Source organism: Streptomyces sp. NPDC014882 (genome assembly GCF_043081325.1).
Classification (GTDB): domain Bacteria; phylum Actinomycetota; class Actinomycetes; order Streptomycetales; family Streptomycetaceae; genus Streptomyces.
In genome coordinates this window covers 139,697-161,651 of sequence record NZ_JBIBWL010000003.1, presented here as the reverse complement: position 1 = coordinate 161,651, position 21,955 = coordinate 139,697, and the positions used below count along the sequence as shown (strand labels likewise).

Here is a 21,955-nt window from a genome sequence, read left to right as displayed (position 1 = left end):
AGGACAAGGAAGAGGGGGACAGCGGAACTTGGGTTTCGCGGAGAAGCGCGGAAACTACTGGCGCGGCCGGTACAAGGTCGCGCCCGGCAAGCACAACACGGTCGTCGACGAGAACGGCAAGGCGATCCGATTCGCCACCAAGGGCGAGGCCCAACGGGCAGCGGCCGAGGCCGAGAACAAGTACCGTCGCGGCGACTGGCGTGACCCGGCTCTCGGCCAGGAGACCTTCGGCGAGTACGCGAACCGCTGGTACGAGGCCCAGGACCTGGCCGCCTCCACCATGCAGAACTACAAGCGCCACATCGAGGAGCACCTCCTCCCTGAGTTCGAGGACAAGGCGCTCGCCGGCATCCTGCGCACGGACGTCGACCTGTGGGAGAAGAAGGAGAAGGCCCTCTACGCCGCCTCCAGCGTCAAGACCTGGCGCTCGACGCTCCACCTGATCTTCGAGGACGCGATCGACGAGGGCCTGATCACGTCCAACCCGGCTGCCCGGCGGCGCGGACGGGGGAAACGCGCCGGCCGCTCCCGAGACCGTGGTCCGGAGAAGGTGGTCACCGACGCGCTCGGCATCCTGCTGACCGCCGAGCGCGCCGCCCTGCTCTCCGGCCGCGACGACGAGTTCGTCGCAGTGGTCCTCAAGGGGTACACCGGCATGCGCTGGGGCGAGATCGTCGGCCTGGAGACCGCATTCGTCCGCCCTGGAGCCGTCCGCGTCGAGTGGCAGCTGTACGAGCTCGACACGGGCGAGCTGGTGCGCTGCCCGCCGAAGGACGACAGCTACCGCACCATCGACTCGATGGACTGGCTGTCCGCGCTGGTCGCCAACCACATCGCCCGCACGAAGCCCAAGCCGTGCCCCTGCCACGGCAAGACCTACGTCTTCCGAGGACAGGGCGCGGCCCGTACCGGGGGCCACCAGGGCGCGAAGCTCGTCGACGTCGCCCGTCGTGCCGGCGTTTCGACCGGCACGGTGTCCAACGTCCTCAACCACCCCGAACGCGTCACCGAGGCCACGCGAGAGAAGGTCGAGCAGGCCATCGCGGACCTCCGGTTCGTGCGGGGCGGCGTCGTGCCGGAGCATGCCGCCCACTGGCGCAGGAACGGTTTCGCGACCTGGCTGTTCACGCCGGCGGTCTCCGGCTGGTACCCGAAGAAGGCACCACAGGAGCCACGGCCGGTGCCCTTGCTCGGCGAGCCGTGGCCCGGTGTCCCAGCACGGGGGCGGGGTGCCAGCGAACGGGCCGACGCCTGCTGGCTCCCGATAGCCAAGGGGCTCACGCCCCACGGCCTTCGCCACACCCACCGGACGATGATGGAGGACCTGGGAACCGAGAAGGTGCTCATGGACGAACGCATGGGCCACATCGACGGCTCGGTTTCGGCGCGCTACGCCCACGTCACCCCAGGCATGCGCAGGCGCCTCATGCTGGGGCTGACCGAGCAATGGGAGTCGGCGCTCGACGCCCGACTGGCGCTGTGCCCGACGTCGCCAGTGCGCGTGCTCAGCGATCTCCTACGCGCTCGCGCGATCGCCCTTCGGTAGCTCTACGTTGCCCCGCAGCATGCCTGCGGGGCATGCTGCGAATGCGGGGAGCCATACCGTTCGTCGGCTCGTGGCTCACGGAGCGCTATGCCGCTGACGCGACCTCGATACTCTCCACGATCTGCGGCGGCAGAACGGCACGTGCAGCGCCGCTTTCAGGGGAGGCGAGGTACCGCAAAAGCCCTGCTGGCTGTTCCGGCCGGCCCAGGGGAACGGGTTCGACACGTCGCCACCCTCTGGCGGATGCAGCCTTGATTGCCGTCAAGTACGTGCTCTCGCTCATGCGGCCTAGTGTCCGTGCACGCATCAGCAGGGCAGCCAAAGACACCTGCCAACGCCGCTTCAGTTCGAACAGGGTTGGCCACTCAACCGTGGTCGGCAGCTGGTCGTAGATGTCCACGGCGGGCATGAGGAAGGCTGCCGCGAACTGGTGGGCCTGCGTCTCGACCTCTTTGACGCCCCAGATCTGCTCACCATGCAGTACGAGATGGGCGAGTTCGTGTGCGGCATCGAACCGGGATCGGGCACGGTCGTCCTTGTCGGTGCCCAGAACGACGACAGGGTGGTCGGCGAAGGGTAGAGAGAAGGCATCGACGTCTGCGCTGTCGAGGGGAAGACGGATCACGGCGACCCCGTGTGCTTCCAGTAGCTCAACGACATTCCCGACCGGGCCCGAGGGAAGCTCCCATAGGGACCTGACGCGGGCGGCGGTCTGCTCGATCTCGGCTGCCGGGACGTCCAGCCCGCTCACGGGGATCACGGGTACGTCGCTTGCGCAGAACCGCTGCGCGGCTGAGGCCCGGACGGCCAAGTCGTGTGCGACATGAGCGATCGCTCGGGCGCGGCGGCGGTCAACCACCGATGTTCGGCGCAGCGACCGGAAGAAGCCCTCGTGGCTCTCGGTCATGGCCTCGTGGAAAAACGCGGGGGGTACCGCGAGGATCTCGGCCAGAGTGCCGACAGACTCTGGGCTCGGGCGCGCCGCCCCGCTCTCGAACTGACTGATCGCGGCAGGTGTGAGGCCAGCCTCTCTGGCCAGCTGTGCCTGGGTCAGCCCGGCCAGCTCGCGGGCTGTTCGAAGTCGAGTGCGCTCGAACGCCTGCGTGCTCATCTCTCCCCTTGTCTGTCCTTGCTTGATCTCGGCCCCCATATCTTGGCGGATCGCGGAAGCCACGCACGCCTCAGGGGGGCGCCACCGGCATAAGCACTACGATCTGAGTGTAGAAGGCCGCGCGGAAACTCATGCTGTGATATTAAGTACTCTCGAAAGTGAAGACCGGCTCGGCGGGCCGGATCTTCTGGGAGCCGTGGTGCCGGGGGCGGTTGAACTGACAGAGCGTTTCCAGATCTTGGCCTTGAACGGCGGCGGATTTCGCGGCATGTTCTCCGCAGCGGTCCTGACCCGCTTGGAGGAAGATCTCGGCACCCGGATCGTCGATCACTTCGACCTGATCGCGGGCACCTCTACGGGTGGCATCATCGCGCTGGGTCTCGGCCTCGGGCTGTCGCCCCGGGAGATCCTCACCTTCTACACGGAGCACGGCCCGCGGATCTTCCGGGATCGCAGCCGGATGCGCGGTATCCGGCACCTGGTGCGGGCGAAGTACGGCTCCGAGCCTTTGAAGGCAGCGCTCACCGAGGTGTTCGGTGACCGAACCTTCGGGGAGAGCACCAAACGACTCGTGATCACCTCGTACAACGTAGCCGCCGATGACGTTTACCTTTTCCGGACCCCGCATCTGCCCACCCTGAAGCGGGACTGGCGCGAGAAGGCTGTGAACGTCGCACTCGCCACCTCTGCCGCGCCGACCTACCTGCCCGGGATGCCGTTGGACGGAGCGCGCCTCATCGACGGCGGCGTGTGGGCGAACAACCCGACCATGGTCGCGCTCACCGAGGCGGTGGGGCCGCTCTCGGTTCCGCTCAAGGCGATCCGGGTGTTCAGCCTGGGGACCACGATCGACGTCCGCAGCCGCCATCGCCGTTTGGACCGCGGCGGCATGCTCCCTTGGGCTCGCGATGCTGTGGAGGTGCTTATGCGGGCACAGAGCGAGAGCGCCGCCAAACAGGTGAAGCACTTCGTCGGGAATGCCAACGTGCTCCGCCTCAATCCGACGGTACCGACCGGCGCCGTCGCGCTGGACAAGGTCGACACCGAGACCCTCTACGGGCTCGCCGGCCATGTCAGCCGCGACGCTTCGCCCACCGTCCATCGCATGTTCTGCGATCACCGCGCTCCGGTGTTCGCGCCCTTCTACCCCGCACGTGAGGAATGACGTGGACTCGCTCGATGAGATGCTGTCGATGCTGCTCGATGGCGCGGTGGAGGTGCTCGACATCTCCCCCGAACTGCATGACAACGCTGTTGAACGCTACGAGGAGGTCGGCACCTGGCTCGCCGAGAACGGGAGCCCGGGGTGGCAGATTTATCCCCAGGGTTCCTTCCGCCTGGGCACCGTGGTTCGCCCAGGCACACCCGGTGGCGAGTACGACATCGACTTGGTCTGCCGCCTGCCCTTGCGCCCGGAGAGCACTACGCAAGAGCGGCTCAAGCAGCGGGTCGGCGATCAGCTGACTGCCTACCGTAAGTGGAAGCAGGACCGAGGCCACACCGACGGCCCGGAATCCATCGAGTCTCGCCGCCGCTGCTGGACCCTGGGATATCCGGGGTTCCACCTCGATGTCCTGCCCGCCATCCCGGACGAGGACCGCCCGCCCACCGGCATCCGCCTGACGGACAAGGATCTCTGGCAGTGGCAGCGCAGTAACCCCATCGGATACGCGGACTGGTTCCGGCGTCGATCGGAACTGTCCCGCCAAATTCTGGAGAAGCGACACGCCAACGTTGCGGACGTTCCCACCTGGCCAGTTCGCAGTCCGCTGCAACGCGTCGTGCAGATCCTCAAGTGGCACTGCATGATCATGTTCGCGGAGGACATCGACAACCGGCCGCCGTCGATCCTCATCACCACGCTCGCCGGACACGCGTACAGCGGCGAGGATGATCTGTTCACTGCCGTGCGCAGCGTGCTTGACAACATGCTGACCTTCATCGAGAGGCGCGACGGCCAGTGGTGGGTGCCCAACCCGGCGCACATGGCAGAGAACTTCACCGACAAGTGGAACGAGTACCCCGAGCGCCGGAAGGCTTTTCACTCCTGGTACGACGAGATCGCCACGACCGTGAGCGAACTCGCCGGCATGGAGACCAAGGGCCTGGACGCAGTCTTTGAGCGACTCGCAAAGTCCTTCGACCCTGACCCCGTCCGCCGGTCCTACGAGCGCTATGCCGCCCGCGTGAGTGCATCCACCAACAACCGAATGGGCCCCACCGGACTGCTCTCCCCGACCACGGCCGGCCCCCGCAAGCCGAAGAACACCTTCTATGGCCAGCATTCCTCACCGCGCAATTAACCTCGGTCGGCAACTGGCCGCGATCAAGGCCGTCCTTCCCGAGGCTAAGGGAACGGTGCGGAGCGGTGAGCTCGTCTGTACGGTCTTCCTCCAACCCACCCCCGCCAGCAGGCGCTACACGGTACGGATCACCTACCGGCACCGACACCGACCGCGCGTGATGGTCATCGACCCGCCCCTGGCTCTGCATCCGCGTGCCACCGCCTTGCCCCATGTCTATGCCGACGGCGACCTGTGCCTGCATCTGCCTGGGGAGTGGAAGGAGGACATGCTCCTTTCACACACGATCCTGCCGTGGGCCTCGGAGTGGCTCCTGCACTACGAGGTGTGGCGGGTCGTGGGGCGCTGGACTGGCAGCGGCCACGACTATGCCGTGCCGCCGCCCGCTGAGCCCGACGATGGGGAGTAGCCGACCGTCGGGCGGCGTGAGCCGACCAGCTCCTGATCTCGAAGAGTGGCCGCCAGGGGAGCCGCATTCCGAAGTCGGCTCCCAAATGGCTCCCAAAATGGCCCCCGAAACCACTCAGGGGCCCGATCCGCCAAGCGGATCAGGCCCCTGATCTGGTGTTTCTCTGTCGGGGTGGCGGGATTTGAACCCACGACCTCTTCGTCCCGAACGAAGCGCGCTACCAAGCTGCGCTACACCCCGATGTCGCTGCTCTACTGCTTGTCGCGGCGACGTCGTTTACTTTAGCCCACCGGTGGCTGGAGACGAAATCCGGTTCTGGCGCGGTGGCGGACGGGGTTCGGGCGGGCGTGGTCGAGGGCGACCAGGAGGACGGCCAGGGCGTAGAGGGAGAGGCCGAGGAGGAGCGCGTTGGCCAGGGTGTGCCTGTAGCCGTGGGCCGCGGCGTCCAGGAAGGGGTAGAGGTAGCGGTCGGGGGCGTCGGGGGTGATCAGCGCGGCGCGGGCCAGGAAGAAGCCCAGGTAAGCCAGTGGACAGACCAGCCAGGCGGCCGCCTGGCGCAGGTGCAGGTGGTTCGGGGCCGTCAGCAGCAGCCAGTCCAGGACGGCCGCCGCCGGGATCACCGTGTGCAGGAGGTGGTGGGCGACCGCGTGCCAGCCCGCCGGAGCGCCGGGGGCGCCCGTCACCGAGTACGGACTCGCCGCGTCCGCCAGCAGCAGGTGGTACACCAGCGCGTTGGCCACGGCGTAGAGCAGTGCCGCACCCGTCAGGGCGGAGGGGAGGGGGCGGCGGGCCGTCCAGGCGCGGCGGGCCGACGCCAGGGTGACCAGGGCCAGCAGGATCGTGCTCTGGACCGAGAAGTGACTCAGCACCCGCAGCGGGCTGCCGAGCAGCAGGGCGAGGGCCACGGTCCCGGCCGCCGCCACCGCGACGATCAGCCGGAGGACGCCCGCCAGCGGGCGGCGTACCGGGGCCACCACCGCGGAGGCGGGGACGAAGGAGGGCAGGAGCGCGTGCGTCCGCGGGATGGCCGGCAGGTCGGGCATGTCCCTGGGTATCGGAGCGGTCATGCCCTCAAACTAGGAAAAAGGTGCGAAAGGGGCGATGTGGGTGGTCCGTTCGGGGGAGAGCGCTTCTCCCCGTCCGGTCGTCAGCCCCTGGCGCCCGGCCTCGCGGGCACCGTGCCCCCTCCCCTCTACTCCTTCTCCACCAACGTCAGCAACGTCACCTCCGGCGGACACGCGAACCGCACCGGGGTGTAGCGGTTGGTGCCGCAGCCGGCCGACACGTGCAGGTACGCCGTCCGGCTCTCCGCCGTGTGGGTGGACAGGCCCTTCACCCGGTCCGTGTCCAGGTCGCAGTTGGTGACGAGGGCGCCGTAGAAGGGGATGCAGAGCTGGCCGCCGTGCGTGTGGCCGGCCAGGACCAGGGGGTAGCCGTCCGCCGTGTACGAGTCCAGGACGCGGAGGTACGGCGCGTGCACGACGCCCATCGAGAAGTCCGCCGTCTCCGACGGCCCGCCCGCCACCTGCGCGTACCGGTCCCGCTTGATGTGCGGGTCGTCCAGGCCCGTCAGCTCCACCGACACGCCCTCGACCTTCAGGGTGCCGCGGGTGTTGGTGAGGTTGAGCCAGCCCGCGCCGTCGAATCCGTCGCGCAGGTCCTCCCACGGGTTGTGGACGACGTCGACCGCGGGTGCGTTGCCGTTCAGCCCGTGCCGGCCCTGGGCCTTCTCGAACAGGTAGCGGGCGGGGTTGCGCGGCTTGGGGCCGTAGTAGTCGTTGGAGCCGAAGACGTACGCCCCCGGGAACTCCATCAGGGGGCCGAGCGCGTCGAGGACCTCGGGGACGCCCTCCGGGTCGGACAGGTTGTCGCCGGTGTTGATCACGAAGTCGGGGCGCAGGCCGGCCAGCGAGCGCAGCCAGCGCTGCTTCTTGCGCTGCCCGCTCACCATGTGGATGTCGGAGACCTGCAACACGCGCAGAGGGCGCATCCCGGCGGGGAGGACGGGGACCGTCACCCTTCGGAGGCGGAAGGAGCGGGCCTCGAAACCCGCCGCGTACACCAGACCGGCGGCGCCAGCCGCCGCTATGGACAGAGGTACTCCGTATCGCGCGCGCATACGACCATCGTGTCAGACCCGTCCGGTGACCAGGACCCCACCGTCCCCGGAACCTCCCTGAGACGCCCCTCAGTTGTCCCCGAGGCGCCGCCCCTCGAAGGGCACCGCCCGTGCGGACCCCCGGCGAAGACCGTCCGCGCGGACCGCCGGCGAAGACCGTCCGTGCGGACCGCCGGCGAAGACCGTCCGTGCGGACCGCCGGCGAAGGTCGCGGATGCCCGCGGCGAACGCCGCCGCGGACGTCCCCCGCAAACGCCCCCGCGAACGCCCTCGCGGACGTCCGCCGGAATGCCGCCGCCAGTGGGCCGCTGGGGAGCCGTCGGCGAGCAGGGGGGAAATGAAGGGGCGGCGTTCCGTCCGCACCTGCGACAATCACACCCATGACCACGCTCAAGTCGAAGCTCAAGGAAGACCTCAACGCTGCGATCAAGGAGCGCGACGAGCTCCGCTCCTCGACGCTCCGGCTGACCCTCACCGCGATCACGAAGGAAGAGGTGGCGGGCAAGACCAAGCGCGACCTCACCGACGACGAGGTGCAGAAGGTGATCAGCCGTGAGGCGAAGAAGCGCCGCGAGGCCGCGGACGCCTTCGCGCAGGGTGGTCGCGCGGAGTCGGCCGAGCGGGAGCGGGCGGAGGGCGAGATCCTCGCCGCCTACCTGCCCAAGCAGCTCGGCGACGACGAGCTGGAGGCCATCGTGACCCAGGCCGTCGCGGAGGCCAGGGCGGCCGGGGCCGAGGGGCCGCGGGCGATGGGCGCCGTCATGAAGATCGTGAACCCGAAGGTGGCCGGTCTGGCGGAGGGCGGCCGCGTCGCCGCCGTGGTGAAGAAGGCCCTCGCGGGCTGACCCGGCCCACCGCGCGACACCCGGCCCCTGCGCCCGGCGGCGGGGGACACCGGCCCCGCGCCCCGCGGCAGCGACACGGCCCCTGCGCCCGGTCGGCGATGGACACGTCCCCGGCGCCCGGCGGCGACGGACGGCCACGGCCCCTGTCCCCCCGGTGGGGAGGCAGGGGCCGTGGCCGTGGAAGAGGTGTCCGGGGTCCGATGTCCGGGATCCGGGGGCTCAGCCCCGTCTCCCGCCCCCGTTCCCGCCGTTGCCCTGTCCCTGGAACAGGTTGTCCGGAAGGTTGATGCCGCCGGAGGTGTCGCCCGTCGAGCCGCCGCCGACGAGGCCGCCGATGAAGCCCGCGTCGCCGTTGTTCCCGTCGTCGTTCCCGTTGCCGCGGCCGCGGCCGTCCTCCTTGGGGTCCTTCTCGCCGCTCGGGATGCTGATCAGGTTGAAGGAGGGGGCCTCCTTGCCCTCCAGCGCACCGGTCATGGCGTCCCGCCAGATCGGGCCGGGGGTGTCACCGCCGTAGACCTGGGCGTGGTAGGTGCCGCCGATGGAGATGCCGGTCATCTTGACCTTCTGGGAGGCGCTGCCGACCCAGACGGCGCCCGAGAGGTTCGGCGTGTAGCCGACGAACCAGGCGTTCTTGCGCTCGTCCGTCGTACCCGTCTTGCCGGCGTTCGCACGGCCGGACAGACCGGCCTGCTTGCCCGTGCCGGAGTCGGTCACACCGCTCAGCAGCGTGTTGATGCTGTCCGCGGTCTTCTCGCTCATCGCGCGCGAGCAGGTCGACTTCGGGACCTCCAGCGACTTCTTCGTGCCGCCCACGGTCTGGGTGATCGACTCGATGGCGACCGGCGTGCAGTACATCCCGCGGCTGGCGAAGGCGGCGTACGCGCTCGCCATGGTCAGCGGGGAGAGGCCGGTCGAACCGAGGGTCATCGAGGACGGCACCTCGGGCACCTTGTCGCCGTTGCCCTGGACGACGCCGAGGGCGTCGGTCATCTTCACCACGGGGCACATGCCGATGTCGCCGAGCATCTCCACGAAGTAGGTGTTGACCGACAGCTCCATGGCCTCCTTCAGCGCGTACGGTCCGACCTCGGTCTCCGACTCGTTCTCCAGCTTGTACTTCTCCGGCCTGCCGTCGTTGACCCACGGCTTGCCGCTGCACGTCTGGACCTTCTCCGGGTACTGCATCTGGTACGGCGCCGGGTACGACTGCGTCACCGGCTTGCCCTGCTCCAGCGCCGCCGCGGCCACGAACGGCTTGAACGTCGAACCGGTCGGGAAGCCGAAGTTCGACCCGCCCATCGCGGCGTTGACCGAGAAGTTGTACTCGGTCTCGTTCTTGTTGTAGCCGTACGGCTTCGACTGGCCCATCGCGAGGATCTTGCCGGTGCCGGGCTCGACGAGCGTGGCGGCCGCGGCCACCTTGTCCGACTTGTAGACGTGGTCCTTCAGCGAGTCCTGCACGGACGCCTGGGCCTGCGGTTCGAGCGTCGTGCGGATGGTGAGGCCGCCGCGGTTCCAGACCTTGGCGCGCTCCTCCTTCGTCTTGCCGAAGACCGGGTCGCTGAGGAAGACCCGCTCGACGTACTTGCAGAAGAAGCTGGCGCCCTGCACGGCCGTGATGCAGCCGTTCTTCGGCTGGGTGACCTTCAGGCCCAGCGGCGCCCGCTTCGCCTCCTCGGCCTCGGCCCGCGAGACGTCCCCGACCTCGGCCATGCGCTCCAGCACGACGTTGCGCCGCTTGACGGCCTCGGCCTCGTCGTTGACGGGGTCGTAGCGGCTGGGCGACTGGACGATGCCGGCCAGCAGGGCCGACTCGGCGAGGGTCAGCTCCTTGGCGTGCTTGGAGAAGTACCGCTGGGAGGCGGCCTCGACGCCGTAGGCCTGCTGGCCGAAGAAGGTGATGTTCAGGTAGTTCTCGAGGATCTTCTTCTTGCCCAGTTCCTCCTCGACCTGGATCGCGTACTTCAGCTCGCGGATCTTCCGGCCGATGGTCTGCTGGGTGGCCTGCGCGACCTTCGTCGGGTCGTCACCGGCCTCCTCGACGAAGACGTTCTTCACGTACTGCTGCGTGAGCGTCGAGGCGCCCTCGGAGACACCGCCGCTCTGCGCGTTCTTGTTGAGGGCGCGCAGGACGCCCTTCAGGTCCACCGCGCCGTGCTGGTAGAAGCGGGAGTCCTCGATCGCGACGATCGCCTTCTGCAGGTACGGCGAGATGTTCTTGAGGTCGACGACCGTGCGGTCCCGGGAGTACACCGTGGCGATCTGGTCGCCCTCGGCGTCGAGGATCGTGGTGCGCTGGCTCAGCGGCGGCGTCTTGAGGTTCGCGGGGAGTTCGTCGAAGGACTCCACCGACCCCTTCGCGGCCAGTCCCAGCGCCCCGACCGCGGGCAGCGCGATGCCGGCCAGCACGGCTCCCGCGAGCACACTGACACCGAGGAACTTGGCGGCCTGCTGGGTCGCCGTCAGACCACCGCCCGAGCTCTTCTTTGGCATGAGGGCAGCCTACGTTCTCATTCGCCGGACACGCGTCAATGCCTTGGCCTAAGCTGCTCTCAACTGTCACAGCAGCAGGGCTACGTATCAATACGTCCGGCGACCCCGAATCGTTCCGGAAGTTCCTCGGTTCCTGAGGAGGGCGTGTCCGAATCCGCCTCGTGTGTCAACCGGCGTCCGTTGTGAATCAAGCAAACCGTCCCGATTCGCCGGGATGGTCGCACATGTCGCAGGCTCACTCCCCCGGGTGATCTGCCGCTTACGCATAGTCCGTTCGGGCCATTCAAGATTGGGCCCGAAGGGGGTGTTGCGCTGTGCCCACCTTCCGTAACGTCCTCAACTGGCGGCGGTGAATATGCCGCTGCCGCCGTGGGGGAGCCTCGATTCGGGAGAGGACGGCGCCGGTATGGGCTGGGTAACCGACTGGAGTGCGCAGGCCGCCTGCCGCACTACTGATCCGGATGAATTGTTCGTTCAGGGAGCAGCGCAGAACAGGGCCAAGGCAGTGTGCACCGGATGTCCGGTGCGCACCGAATGCCTGGCGGACGCGCTCGACAACCGCGTCGAGTTCGGCGTGTGGGGAGGCATGACGGAGCGCGAGCGTCGCGCACTGCTGCGCAGGCGGCCGACCGTGACGTCCTGGCGCCGGCTCCTGGAGACCGCGCGCTCGGAGTACGAGCGCGGAGCGGGCATCGTGCCGCTCGACGACGACCAGGTGTACGAGAACTACGCGGCGGTGGGCTGAGGGGTCCGTCCCCGGTGGGCCCCCGCCGAGAGGGCCGGTCGTGGGGTCCCTCAGACCTCCGTCTCGGGCAGCTCCGGCCGGTTGGCCGCGAGCCGGTCCCCGATGTCCCGCAATCCCGTCAGGTCGTGCACGTCGCCGGCCAGTGCGGCCACCTCGGCGACCGCGACCTCGGGATGCAGCGAGGCGAAGCGGTCCCACGTGCGCTGCTCCCGGGAGAGCAGGTGCATGCGATCGGCGTGCAGCCTCAGCAGGCCTGCGGTGAGCCGGTCGGCGGATCGCTCCGGGCCGGGGCCGGTGGGGGAGCCGCCGTCGGTGCCGGTGCCGGTGCCGGTGCCGGTGTCGCCATCACTGTCGACGGCCGGTGTTCCCGGCGCGGTTGCTTCTGAACTGCCTTGTGTGTCGGGAGAGTTACGAAGTCCAGCCTTCCCGCCGTCCTGATCCACAATGCGGGGTTCCTCAAGATTTTCGGCGGCGGCGAGCGCCCGCTCGGCGGACAGCTGGGCGGCGCCGCTGCCATGGACCCGGTTGAGGACCAGCCCGGCCAGCGGCATGTCCTCGGTGGCCAGCCGCTCCACGAAGTACGCCGCCTCCCGCAGCGCGTCCCGCTCGGGCGCCGCCACCACCAGGAACGCCGTCCCGGGCGCCTGGAGAAGCTTGTACGTGGCGTCGGCACGCGTGCGGAAACCGCCGAAGGTCGTGTCCATCGCGGACACGAACGTCTGGACGTCCTTCAGCAGTTGACCGCCGAGGAGTTTGCCGAGGGTGCCGGTCATCATCGACATCCCGACGTTGAGGAACTTCATCCCCGCGCGGCCGCCCAGTTTGGCCGGCGCCGTCAGCAGCCGGATCAGCCGCCCGTCCAGGAACGACCCGAGCCGCTTGGGCGCGTCCAGGAAGTCCAGCGCGGAGCGCGACGGCGGCGTGTCGACGACGATCAGGTCCCACTCGTCCCGCGCCCGCAGCTGCCCCAGCTTCTCCATCGCCATGTACTCCTGCGTGCCGGCGAAGCCCGCGGAGAGCGACTGGTAGAAGGGGTTCGACAGGATCGAGGCCGCCCGCTCGGCGTCCGCGTGCGCCTCGACGACCTCGTCGAAGGTGCGCTTCATGTCGAGCATCATCGCGTGCAGCTCGCCGTCCCCCTCGACGCCCTTCACCCGGCGGGGCGTGTTGTCGAGCGAGTCGATGCCCATGGACTGCGCCAGCCGGCGCGCCGGGTCGATGGTGAGGACGACCACCTTGCGGCCCCGCTCGGCCGCTCTCAGGCCCAGCGCCGCCGCGGTCGTCGTCTTGCCGACCCCGCCCGCACCGCAGCACACCACGATGCGGGTCTCCGGATCGTCCAGCAGGGGGTCGACGTCCAGCGCACGCGCGGGGGCGAGACGGCGAGGGCCCTCCTGGGCCGGAGACCGGTCCGCACTCATGACATCCCCTGCTTCCGCAGCTCGCCGGCGAGTTCGTACAGGCCCGCCAGGTCCACGCCCTCGGCGAGCATCGGCAGTTCGTGCAACGGCAGACCCAGCTCGCCCAGTACGGCACGCTGCTCGTGCTCCAGCGCATACCGCTCGGCGTACTCGTCGGCCTGGGTCAGGAGCGGGTCCACCAGCCGCTCGGCGTGCCCGCCCCGGCGCGCCCCGCCCAGTCCCGCGGCGGACAGCGACCGTGCGACAGAAGAACGCGCCACCGTCCTGGCGAGTTCCAGCCCGTCCGCGTCCAGCACCTCCGGCCGGACCATGTTGACGACGACCCGCCCCACGGGAAGCTTCGCGGCCCGCAGCTCGGCGATGCCGTCCGCGGTCTCCTGGACGGGCATCTCCTCCAGCAGGGCCACCAGGTGCACGGCCGTCTGCGGGGACTTCAGCACCCTCATCACGGCCTGCGCCTGATTGTGTATCGGTCCGATCCTGGCGAGGCCCGCGACCTCGTCGTTCACGTTCAGGAAGCGGGTGACGCGGCCCGTGGGCGGGGCGTCCATGACGACGTGGTCGTACACGAACCGCCCGCTCCTGTCCTTCCGGCGCACGGCCTCGCACGCCTTGCCGGTCAGGAGCACGTCCCGCAGGCCCGGCGCGATGGTGGTGGCGAAGTCGATCGCGCCCAGCTTCTTCAGGGCGCGGCCCGCGCCGCCCAGTTTGTAGAACATCTGGAGGTAGTCCAGAAGGGCCAGCTCGGGGTCTATGGCCAGGGCGTACACCTCCCCGCCCCCGGGAGCGACGGCGATCTTCCGCTCCTCATAAGGCAGCGCCTCCGTTTCGAAGAGCTGTGCGATGCCCTGGCGGCCCTCGACCTCGACGAGAAGCGTCCGCTTCCCCTCGCTCGCGAGAGCCAACGCGAGAGCGGCGGCGACCGTGGTCTTTCCGGTCCCGCCCTTGCCGCTGACGACCTGGAGCCTGCTCACGTCTTCGAGCGTAACCAGTCGGCGCGCGAGTCAACCGGGAGGCTGTGGACAACCGGTGTCCGATCGGCCACACGGCCGGGGACGGGACCCCGCCGCCGCAGCGGATAAAGTCGGCCCATGACCAAGTGGGAATACGCAACCGTGCCGCTGCTCGTCCACGCCACGAAGCAGATTCTGGACACCTGGGGCGAGGACGGCTGGGAGCTCGTCCAGGTCGTTCCCGGCCCGAACAACCCCGAGCAGCTCGTGGCCTACCTGAAGCGGGAGAAGGCGTGAGCGCGGTCGAGGCGAGGCTCGCCGAGCTGGGCCTGGCCCTGCCCGCGGTCGTGCCGCCCCTCGCGGCCTACCAGCCGGCCGTGCAGTCCGGCCCCTACGTGTACACGTCGGGCCAGCTGCCGATGGTGGACGGCAAGCTCCCGGTCACCGGCAAGGTCGGCGCGGAGGTCACCCCCGAGGAGGCCAAGGACCTGGCCCGCACCTGCGCCCTGAACGCCCTGGCCGCCGTCAAGTCGGTCGCCGGTGACCTGGACCGCGTCGCGCGCGTGGTGAAGGTCGTGGGCTTCGTGGCGTCGGCCGCCGACTTCACCGGCCAGCCCGCCGTCCTCAACGGCGCGAGCGAGCTGCTGGGCGAGGTCCTCGGCGACAAGGGCGTGCACGCGCGCAGCGCGGTCGGCGTCGCGGTCCTGCCCCTGGACGCGCCCGTCGAGGTGGAGATCCAGGTCGAGCTGGTGCGGTAGCCGGCCGGTCCGTCCGGCGGTGGCCGGCGGCCGGGCCCGTGCCACCGTCGTGCCCGTGCCACAGGCGTGCCGTCCGACCTCGGGCACCTCTCGAACATTCGCGCGTCACGGGATAGCCTCCGGCCATGGCGAATGGGCAGTGGTTCCCACCGGACTGGCCGCAGCGCATCCGTGCGCTCGCGGACGGCACCCTCACCCCGGTCGCCCCGAAACGCGCGGCCACGGTGATGCTCCTGAAGGACGCCGGCAGCGGACCCGTGGTCCACATGCTGCGCAGACGCGCCTCCATGGCCTTCGCCGGAGGCGCGTACGCGTACCCGGGCGGCGGGGTCGACCCGCGCGACGACGACCGGCACGTGCGCTGGGCGGGCCCCACGCGCGCGTGGTGGGCCGAGCGGCTCGGCGTCGACGGGACGGCGGCCCAGGCCATCGTGTGCGCTGCCGTGCGGGAGACGTACGAGGAGGCCGGTGTGCTGCTCGCCGGGCCGACCCCCGAAACCGTCGTCGGCGACACCACCGGCGACGACTGGGAGGCCGACCGGGCCGCCCTCGTCGCCCGCGAGACGTCCTTCGCGGAGTTCCTCGACCGGCGCGGGCTGGTGCTGCGCTCCGACCTGCTGGGCGCCTGGACGCGCTGGATCACCCCGGAGTTCGAGCCCCGCCGCTACGACACCTGGTTCTTCGTCGCCGCCCTCCCCGAGGGCCAGCGCACCCGCAACGCCTCCACGGAGGCCGACCGCACGGTCTGGATCCGCCCCGCCGACGCCGCCGCCTCGTACGACGAGGGCGAGCTGCTGATGATGCCGCCCACGATCGCGACCCTGCGCCAGCTGCTGCCGTACGGCACGGCCGCCGAGGCCCTGGCCGCCGCACCCGCACGCGATCTCACCCCCGTTCTGGCGCGGGCCCGCCTGGAGGACGGCGAGGTCGTGCTGTCCTGGCCCGGCCACGACGAGTTCACCCGGCACATCACGGCCGGCGGAGGCCCGGCATGACCGACGCAGCCGCCCTGCCCGGACGGCCCCGTGACGCGGTCCTCTCGGGCCCCGCCACACCACGCGCGGTCAACGTCCTCGCCCCGAACGCCTCCCCGATGACCCTGGACGGCACGAACACCTGGCTCGTCGCCGAGCCCGACTCGGACCTGGCCGTCGTGATCGACCCGGGCCCGCTGGACGAGGGGCACCTGCGCGCGGTCGTCGACACCGCGCGGGAAGCCGGCAAGCGCGTCGCCCTGACCCTGCTCACCCACGGCCACCCCGACCACGCCGAGGGAGCCGTCCGCTTCGCCGAGCTGACCGGCACGAAGGTGCGGGCCCTGGACCCGGCGCTGCGGCTGGGCGACGAGGGCCTGGCCGCCGGTGACGTCGTCACGGTCGGCGGCCTGGAACTGCGGATCGTCCCGACGCCGGGCCACACCGCCGACTCCCTCTGCTTCCACCTGCCGGCCGACCGCGCCGTCCTGACCGGCGACACGGTCCTCGGCCGCGGTACGACGGTCGTGGCGCACCCCGACGGCCGCCTGGGCGACTACCTGGACTCCCTGCGCCGGCTCAGGTCCCTCACGGTCGACGACGGCGTCCACACCGTCCTGCCGGGTCACGGACCCGTCCTGGAGGACGCCCAGGGCGCCGTCGAGTTCTACCTCGCCCACCGTGCCCACCGCCTCGCCCAGGTGGAGACGGCCGTGGAGAACGGTCTCCGCGCCCCCGCCGAGGTCGTGGGCCACGTCTACGCGGACGTGGACCGCTCCCTGTGGCCGGCGGCGGAGCTGTCGGTGCGGGCCCAGCTCGAGTACCTCCGGGAGCACGGCCTCATCTAGTGCCGCAACAGGCAGCGTCCGCCCCGTCGCGACGCCCGGCACGCTCCCCCGGAGGGGGACCCCCGCTCGCCGCACCGGCCGAAAGCCCGAGTACGTCCAGCACGAGGACTTCCGGCCGGCACGCCGGGAGCACGCACCGGACGCCGCTCCTCGACGGGCGAACGTTGCCTGCCGCGGCACCAGCCACCCGTCAGTCAGGCCTCGGTGTCTTCACGCCGTGCACGCGCGCGTAGGTGTCCGCCAGCCAGGGCCCGAGATCCTCGACGTACTCCCGCAGCGCGTCGGCGTCCCCGGTCGGCTCGTATCCGCGTGCGGCCGCCGCACGGAGCTGTTCCGCGCGCGCGGGGTGGTACGCGGCGAAGGCCTCCGCCATCTCGTGCAGGTCGCTGGTCCAGCCGTTCCAGCGGGGCATGACCAGGGTGAAGGCGGTGCGCACGAGGTGCCGGGACATGAACCGGACCAGTGGCAGCCGGGCCGCGTCGGTGTCGTCCGCCTCGGCGATGCGCGCGCGCCAGCGCGGGAGGAGCAGCGCGAGGTCACCGTTGGTCTCCCGCGCGAGGCGGGAAGTGGGCCGGTGGCGGGGCAGGCGCCCGGCCAGGTCCTCGCCCAGCAGCGGCGTGCACAGGCACGCCACGAACCAGCCCAGGTCGTACCGCTCCGCGTCGCTCAGCAGCCGGGCGCGGCTGTGGAGCAGCGTGCCGGCCCCGTCGATCTGCGGGTACTCCCGGTCGAGGGCCTCACCGAGGGAACGGACGCCCGCCCGGTCCGCCCCGGTGGGCTCCTCGTGCAGCGCGACCAGGAGGTCGAGGTCGCTGCGTCCCGCGCGCGCGGTGCCGCGGGGAACCGACCCGTACAGGTACGCGCTGTGCAGCCGCTCCCCGAACAGGTGCGGCAACCGGTCCCGTGCCGCGGCGACGACGGGCCGGAAGACGTGCGGCACGCGCGCGAGGGAACCTTCGCGTGCGATGAACCCCTGGGCGTCCAGACCTGGACGGATGTCGCTCATGGGGTCACTGTGCTGCGGGAGGCGGCGACAGGTCGCGTCTTTTTCCACCCGCCGCCCCCGAGCAGGGCCCGCCCGACGCCCCGAGCAGGGCCAGCCCGGCGCGCGGAGGCGGGGCCGTCGGGCACATGTGGGGGCCTGGGGCCGGCGCCCCTCGGCGACGCTCGCTCCCCGCGCCCGCCTACGGCCGCCCGGGTGGGCAGACCGTCACCGGCAACTCGGCGGACGGTGTGACCGCCCGCCGACGGACGCCCGCGCGGACAGGCCGCCGACCGCGGCCGGCGGTCAGCGGGACCGCTTGGCCAGTCGCTCCACGTCCAGCAGGATGACCGCCCGGGCCTCCAGTCGCAGCCACCCGCGCTGCGCGAAGTCGGCCAGCGCCTTGTTCACGGTCTCGCGGGACGCGCCGACCAGCTGGGCCAGCTCCTCCTGCGTGAGGTCGTGGACGACGTGGATGCCCTCCTCGGACTGCACGCCGAAGCGGCGCGAGAGGTCCAGCAGGGCACGCGCGACACGGCCGGGAACGTCGGAGAAGACCAGGTCGGACATGGCGTCGTTGGTCTTGCGCAGGCGCCGGGCGACGGCGCGCAGCAGTGCGGTGGCCACCTCGGGACGGGCGTTCAGCCAGGGCTGGAGGTCGCCGTGGCCGAGGCCGAGCAGCTTGACCTCGGTCAGCGCGGTGGCGGTCGCCGTCCGCGGGCCCGGGTCGAAGAGCGACAGCTCGCCGATCAGTTCGCTGGGGCCGACCACGGCCAGCATGTTCTCGCGGCCGTCCGGGGACGTGCGGTGGAGCTTGACCTTGCCCTCGGTGACGACGTAGAGCCGGTCGCCGGGGTCTCCCTCGTGGAACAGGGAGTCGCCACGGGCGAGCGTCACCTCGCTCATGGAGGCGCGGAGCTCCGCGGCCTGCTCGTCGTCGAGTGCCGCGAAGAGCGGGTTGCGCCGGAGGACGTCGTCCACGAGTTCTCTCCTTGTCGACCTGCTCAGGGGATCTTGCTCCCCCGTGTGCCAGGGGTCCGTGTTCCCCATTTTGCCGGGCGGTCCAAACAGTGTGATCTGTCACAAGGATGCCGCACAGGTGTCCCGGGGTAAGCGTCAGGGGTCCAATCGGGGACCGATCTTCAGGGTCCGGGGCGGATGTCGGTGCCGGGCTTTAGGCTGGCCGGGTGTCCGAACAGCCGGTGAGAACACAGGCCAAGGGGGCTGGACGGGTGGTTGAACGTCGCAATTCCGCTGTGGGCGAACAGGGCTCCGGCGGTGACGAGGAGAGGGCGAAACCCGTGGAGAAGGCGGCGCCGAAGAGGACGGCCGCGAAGCGGGCGACCGCCGTCGAGGCGGCCGGGACCGCCGCGACGGCCCCGGCACCGGCGAAGCCGCCGGCTTCGTCGAACGCACCCGAGTCGTCCCGGTCGGCCGAGCCGCCCGAGCCGTCGAAGTCCCCCAAGCCGCCCAAGTCCCCCAAGCCGCCCAAGAGCGAGTCCCGCACCGCCCTGGTCCGCCGCGCCCGCCGCATCAACCGCGAACTCGCCGAGGTCTATCCGTACGCCCACCCCGAGCTGGACTTCGAGAACCCCTTCCAACTCGTGGTCGCCACCGTCCTGTCGGCCCAGACCACCGACCTCCGGGTCAACCAGACCACCCCCGGCCTCTTCGCGAAGTACCCCGCCCCCGAGGACCTGGCCGCCGCCGACCCCGAGGACGTCGAGGAGATCCTGCGTCCCACCGGCTTCTTCCGCGCCAAGACCAGGTCGGTGATCGGCCTTTCCCGGGCACTGGTCGAGCAGTTCGACGGAGAGGTCCCCGGACGGCTGGAGGACCTGGTGAAGCTGCCCGGCGTCGGCCGCAAGACCGCCTTCGTGGTGCTGGGCAACGCGTTCGGCCGCCCGGGGATCACCGTGGACACGCACTTCCAGCGGCTGGTGCGGCGCTGGCGGTGGACCGCGGAGACCGAGCCGGACAAGATCGAGGCCGCGGTCGGCTCGCTCTTCCCCAAGAGCGACTGGACGATGCTCTCGCACCACGTGATCTTCCACGGCCGCCGCATCTGCCACGCCCGCAAGCCCGCCTGCGGCGCCTGCCCCATCGCGCCGCTCTGCCCGGCGTACGGCGAGGGGGAGACAGACCCGGAGAAGGCGAAGAAGCTCCTGAAGTACGAGAAGGGCGGCTTCCCCGGCCAACGGCTGAACCCGCCCCAGGCCTACCTGGACGCGGGCGGCCGGCCCGCTCCCCCGCTGGGGGCCGGATGAGGCCGGGTGCGGCCCCGCAGGACCGGAACGATCCGCGTACCCCCGGGCGTTGGACCGGGCAGAACGGGGGTGGTGCGGTGACGGCACGCGCGAGCGGCACGCGGGGCGGGGCGGTGACCCTCAGCAGGAAAGGGCTGCCCGCCTGGCTGGGGCCGGTGGCGGACGCCGCGGAGACGGTGCAGCCGCTCCAGCTGAGCCGCTTCCTGCCCCCGGAGGACGGCGGCGGACGGCAGTCGGCGGTCCTGATCCTCTTCGGTGACGGCGAACGCGGCCCCGAGCTGCTGCTCATGGAGCGGGCCAGTTCGCTGCGCTCGCACGCCGGACAGCCGTCCTTCCCCGGCGGCGCCCTCGACCCGCAGGACGGCGATCCGCACGGCGACGGCCCCCTGCGGGCCGCCCTGCGCGAGGCCGAGGAGGAGACCGGTCTCGACCCGTCCGGCGTCCAGTTGTTCGGTGTGCTGCCCAAGCTGTACATCCCGGTCAGCGAGTTCGTCGTGACCCCCGTGCTGGGCTGGTGGCGCGAGCCGAGCCCGGTCGGAGTGGTCGACCCGAACGAGACCGCCCGCGTGTTCACGGTCCCCGTGGCGGATCTCACGGACGCCGCCAACCGCGCCACGACCTACCACCCCAGTGGCCACCGGGGCCCGGCATTCCTGGTCGAATCCGCCCTTGTGTGGGGCTTCACCGCCGGCGTGATCGACCGCCTCCTGCACTACGCGGGCTGGGAGCGCCCCTGGGACCGGGAGAAGCTGGTGCCACTCGACTGGCGGTCATGACAGGGTGTCGTCCGTGCTGTGTGTACCCGGGGGGCGATCCTCCGGACCCCGGCCGGCCCGCCGCGGCCGGGTAGAAAGAGGCGAGGCCTGAACGGTGAACGTGCTGGACATCCTGTTGCTGCTCGCGGCCGTCTGGTTCGCGGTCGTCGGCTACCGCCAGGGTTTCGTCGTCGGCATCCTGTCGGTGATCGGTTTCCTGGGCGGCGGCCTCGTCGCCGTCTACCTGCTGCCGGTCATCTGGGACTGGCTGACCGACAACTCCGAGGTGAGCACGACGGCCGCCGTCGTCGCCGTCATCGTGGTCATCGTCTGCGCCTCCGTGGGGCAGGCCCTCACCACCCACCTGGGCAACAAGCTGCGCCGCCACATCACCTGGTCCCCGGCCCGCGCGCTGGACGCCACCGGCGGCGCCCTGGTCAACGTCGTCGCGATGCTGCTGGTGGCCTGGCTGATCGGATCCGCCCTCGCCGGCACGACGCTGCCCACGCTGGGCAAGGAGGTCCGCGGCTCCACGGTGCTGCACGGCGTGTCCGAGGCGCTGCCCGGCCAGGCCGACACCTGGTTCGCCGACTTCTCCTCCGTCCTCGCGCAGAACGGCTTCCCGCAGGTCTTCAGCCCGTTCGCCAACGAGCCGATCACCGACGTCGAACCGCCCGACCCGGCCCTGGCGAACAGCGCCGTGGCGGTCCGCGCGCAGCGCTCCATCGTCAAGGTCATGGGCACCGCCGAGAGCTGTGGCAAGGTCCTGGAGGGCACCGGCTTCGTCTTCGGCGAGCGCCGCGTCATGACCAACGCGCACGTCGTGGGCGGCGTCGACGAGCCGACCGTCCAGATAGGCGGCGAGGGCCGCAAGTACGACGCCACGGTCGTCCTCTACGACTGGAAGCGCGACATCGCCGTCCTCGACGTACCCGATCTCGACGCGCCCGTGCTGCAGTTCACCACCGGGGACGCGACGAACGGGGACGGAGCGATCGTGGCCGGCTTCCCGGAGAACGGCTCGTACGACGTCCGCGCGGCGCGCGTGCGGGGCCGGATCACGGCCAACGGCCCGGACATCTACCACCGCGGCACCGTCCGCCGCGACGTCTACTCGCTGTTCACGACGGTCCGCCAGGGCAACTCCGGCGGCCCGCTGCTCACGCCCGAAGGCAAGGTCTACGGCGTGGTCTTCGCGAAGTCCCTCGACGACGCCGACACCGGCTACGCGCTCACCGCGGACGAGATCCGGCAGGACATCACCCGTGGACGCGCCGCCAACCAGCAGGTGGACAGCGACAACTGCGCCCTCTGAGGCGGTGCCGGCCGTCGGACGGCCGGCACCACGTCCGGTCGGGAACAGCGGTTCGGCAATGAGGGGAACAACGGTTCGTCAGCCGGGGCCGGCCCCGGCACCGCACTGCGC

21 protein-coding genes and 1 tRNA gene are annotated in these 21,955 nt (G+C 70.7%); 13 read left to right on the top strand and 9 right to left on the bottom strand.

The window, feature by feature from the left end; translation table 11 throughout:
- Positions 1 to 28 precede the first annotated feature (28 nt).
- Positions 29 to 1,546 (top strand): LacI family DNA-binding transcriptional regulator, encoded by a 1,518-nt coding sequence (locus tag ACF09K_RS08700; protein ID WP_392241780.1) that lies wholly within the window; start codon positions 29 to 31, stop codon positions 1,544 to 1,546.
- 85 nt (positions 1,547 to 1,631) lie between these two features.
- Here ACF09K_RS08700 and ACF09K_RS08695 read toward each other — a convergent pair whose 3' ends face one another.
- Positions 1,632 to 2,657: a helix-turn-helix domain-containing protein gene (locus ACF09K_RS08695; protein WP_392241779.1), complete on the bottom strand. Its 1,026-nt coding sequence runs from the start codon at positions 2,655 to 2,657 to the stop codon at positions 1,632 to 1,634.
- Between the two features lie 136 nt (positions 2,658 to 2,793).
- Between ACF09K_RS08695 and ACF09K_RS08690 the strand changes: the two genes are divergently transcribed.
- The 3 genes from ACF09K_RS08690 to ACF09K_RS08680 are packed head-to-tail and all read left to right on the top strand — an operon-like array spanning position 2,794 to position 5,369.
- Complete coding sequence (locus tag ACF09K_RS08690) at positions 2,794 to 3,822, top strand: CBASS cGAMP-activated phospholipase (RefSeq protein WP_392241778.1); 1,029 nt, start codon at positions 2,794 to 2,796, stop codon at positions 3,820 to 3,822.
- Between the two features lies 1 nt (position 3,823).
- Positions 3,824 to 4,960 carry a cyclic GMP-AMP synthase DncV-like nucleotidyltransferase gene (locus ACF09K_RS08685; protein WP_392241777.1) on the top strand — a complete coding sequence of 379 codons (1,137 nt, stop codon included), beginning with the start codon at positions 3,824 to 3,826 and terminating at the stop codon, positions 4,958 to 4,960.
- Positions 4,932 to 5,369 carry a hypothetical protein gene (locus tag ACF09K_RS08680; RefSeq protein ID WP_384201948.1) on the top strand — a complete coding sequence of 146 codons (438 nt, stop codon included), beginning with the start codon at positions 4,932 to 4,934 and terminating at the stop codon, positions 5,367 to 5,369. Before ACF09K_RS08685 ends, ACF09K_RS08680 begins: the two co-directional genes overlap by 29 nt.
- Positions 5,370 to 5,535: 166 nt before the next feature.
- Here ACF09K_RS08680 and ACF09K_RS08675 read toward each other — a convergent pair.
- The 3 genes from ACF09K_RS08675 to ACF09K_RS08665 form a co-directional block, all read right to left on the bottom strand.
- A tRNA-Pro gene (locus ACF09K_RS08675) sits at positions 5,536 to 5,609 on the bottom strand.
- A gap of 41 nt (positions 5,610 to 5,650) precedes the next feature.
- Entirely contained in the window at positions 5,651 to 6,436 is a 786-nt protein-coding gene (locus tag ACF09K_RS08670; protein ID WP_392241776.1) for a Pr6Pr family membrane protein, read from the bottom strand.
- A 125-nt stretch (positions 6,437 to 6,561) separates the two neighbouring features.
- Positions 6,562 to 7,488 (bottom strand): metallophosphoesterase, encoded by a 927-nt coding sequence (locus ACF09K_RS08665; protein WP_392241775.1) that lies wholly within the window; start codon positions 7,486 to 7,488, stop codon positions 6,562 to 6,564.
- A gap of 380 nt (positions 7,489 to 7,868) precedes the next feature.
- Here ACF09K_RS08665 and ACF09K_RS08660 point away from each other — a divergent pair, with 380 nt between their 5' ends.
- Entirely contained in the window at positions 7,869 to 8,333 is a 465-nt protein-coding gene (locus ACF09K_RS08660) for a GatB/YqeY domain-containing protein (RefSeq protein WP_392241774.1), read from the top strand.
- 219 nt (positions 8,334 to 8,552) lie between these two features.
- Here ACF09K_RS08660 and ACF09K_RS08655 read toward each other — a convergent pair whose 3' ends face one another.
- Positions 8,553 to 10,826 carry a transglycosylase domain-containing protein gene (locus tag ACF09K_RS08655; protein ID WP_392241773.1) on the bottom strand — a complete coding sequence of 758 codons (2,274 nt, stop codon included), beginning with the start codon at positions 10,824 to 10,826 and terminating at the stop codon, positions 8,553 to 8,555.
- Between the two features lie 406 nt (positions 10,827 to 11,232).
- Here ACF09K_RS08655 and wblA point away from each other — a divergent pair, with 406 nt between their 5' ends.
- The gene (gene wblA / locus ACF09K_RS08650; RefSeq protein ID WP_324787120.1) at positions 11,233 to 11,571 is read left to right on the top strand and encodes a transcriptional regulator WblA; all 339 of its coding nucleotides are present in this window, start codon (positions 11,233 to 11,235) and stop codon (positions 11,569 to 11,571) included.
- A gap of 50 nt (positions 11,572 to 11,621) precedes the next feature.
- On the opposite strand, the gene ACF09K_RS08645 is transcribed toward wblA, so the two are convergent.
- Both ACF09K_RS08645 and ACF09K_RS08640 read right to left on the bottom strand, forming a co-directional pair.
- Positions 11,622 to 12,992, bottom strand: coding sequence for an ArsA family ATPase (locus tag ACF09K_RS08645; RefSeq protein ID WP_392241772.1), 1,371 nt, complete (start codon positions 12,990 to 12,992; stop codon positions 11,622 to 11,624).
- Positions 12,989 to 13,966 carry an ArsA family ATPase gene (locus tag ACF09K_RS08640; RefSeq protein WP_392241771.1) on the bottom strand — a complete coding sequence of 326 codons (978 nt, stop codon included), beginning with the start codon at positions 13,964 to 13,966 and terminating at the stop codon, positions 12,989 to 12,991. The genes ACF09K_RS08645 and ACF09K_RS08640 overlap by 4 nt, the downstream gene beginning before the upstream one ends.
- A 117-nt stretch (positions 13,967 to 14,083) precedes the next feature.
- Here ACF09K_RS08640 and ACF09K_RS08635 point away from each other — a divergent pair, with 117 nt between their 5' ends.
- The 4 genes from ACF09K_RS08635 to ACF09K_RS08620 all read left to right on the top strand — a co-directional run bounded on the left by ACF09K_RS08635 (position 14,084) and on the right by ACF09K_RS08620 (position 16,525).
- A complete protein-coding gene (locus ACF09K_RS08635; protein WP_003967454.1) occupies positions 14,084 to 14,242 on the top strand; it encodes a DUF4177 domain-containing protein in 159 nt (52 codons plus the stop codon).
- Positions 14,239 to 14,703 (top strand): RidA family protein, encoded by a 465-nt coding sequence (locus ACF09K_RS08630; protein WP_392241770.1) that lies wholly within the window; start codon positions 14,239 to 14,241, stop codon positions 14,701 to 14,703. Before ACF09K_RS08635 ends, ACF09K_RS08630 begins: the two co-directional genes overlap by 4 nt.
- A 125-nt stretch (positions 14,704 to 14,828) precedes the next feature.
- Positions 14,829 to 15,698 (top strand): NUDIX hydrolase, encoded by an 870-nt coding sequence (locus ACF09K_RS08625; protein WP_392241769.1) that lies wholly within the window; start codon positions 14,829 to 14,831, stop codon positions 15,696 to 15,698.
- Complete coding sequence (locus tag ACF09K_RS08620; RefSeq protein ID WP_392241768.1) at positions 15,695 to 16,525, top strand: MBL fold metallo-hydrolase; 831 nt, start codon at positions 15,695 to 15,697, stop codon at positions 16,523 to 16,525. The genes ACF09K_RS08625 and ACF09K_RS08620 overlap by 4 nt, the downstream gene beginning before the upstream one ends.
- A gap of 190 nt (positions 16,526 to 16,715) precedes the next feature.
- On the opposite strand, the gene ACF09K_RS08615 is transcribed toward ACF09K_RS08620, so the two are convergent.
- Together ACF09K_RS08615 and ACF09K_RS08610 are read right to left on the bottom strand one after the other, a co-directional pair.
- Positions 16,716 to 17,531 (bottom strand): nucleotidyltransferase domain-containing protein, encoded by an 816-nt coding sequence (locus ACF09K_RS08615; RefSeq protein WP_392241767.1) that lies wholly within the window; start codon positions 17,529 to 17,531, stop codon positions 16,716 to 16,718.
- Between the two features lie 282 nt (positions 17,532 to 17,813).
- Positions 17,814 to 18,488, bottom strand: a complete 675-nt coding sequence (locus ACF09K_RS08610; protein WP_020129286.1) for a Crp/Fnr family transcriptional regulator — start codon at positions 18,486 to 18,488, stop codon at positions 17,814 to 17,816.
- A 275-nt stretch (positions 18,489 to 18,763) separates the two neighbouring features.
- Between ACF09K_RS08610 and nth the strand changes: the two genes are divergently transcribed.
- The 3 genes from nth to ACF09K_RS08595 all read left to right on the top strand — a co-directional run bounded on the left by nth (position 18,764) and on the right by ACF09K_RS08595 (position 21,844).
- The gene (gene nth / locus ACF09K_RS08605; RefSeq protein ID WP_392241766.1) at positions 18,764 to 19,774 is read left to right on the top strand and encodes an endonuclease III; all 1,011 of its coding nucleotides are present in this window, start codon (positions 18,764 to 18,766) and stop codon (positions 19,772 to 19,774) included.
- Between the two features lie 77 nt (positions 19,775 to 19,851).
- A complete protein-coding gene (locus ACF09K_RS08600) occupies positions 19,852 to 20,550 on the top strand; it encodes an NUDIX hydrolase (RefSeq protein ID WP_392241765.1) in 699 nt (232 codons plus the stop codon).
- A 94-nt stretch (positions 20,551 to 20,644) separates the two neighbouring features.
- Positions 20,645 to 21,844 (top strand): MarP family serine protease, encoded by a 1,200-nt coding sequence (locus ACF09K_RS08595; protein WP_392241764.1) that lies wholly within the window; start codon positions 20,645 to 20,647, stop codon positions 21,842 to 21,844.
- Positions 21,845 to 21,955: the final 111 nt, after the last annotated feature.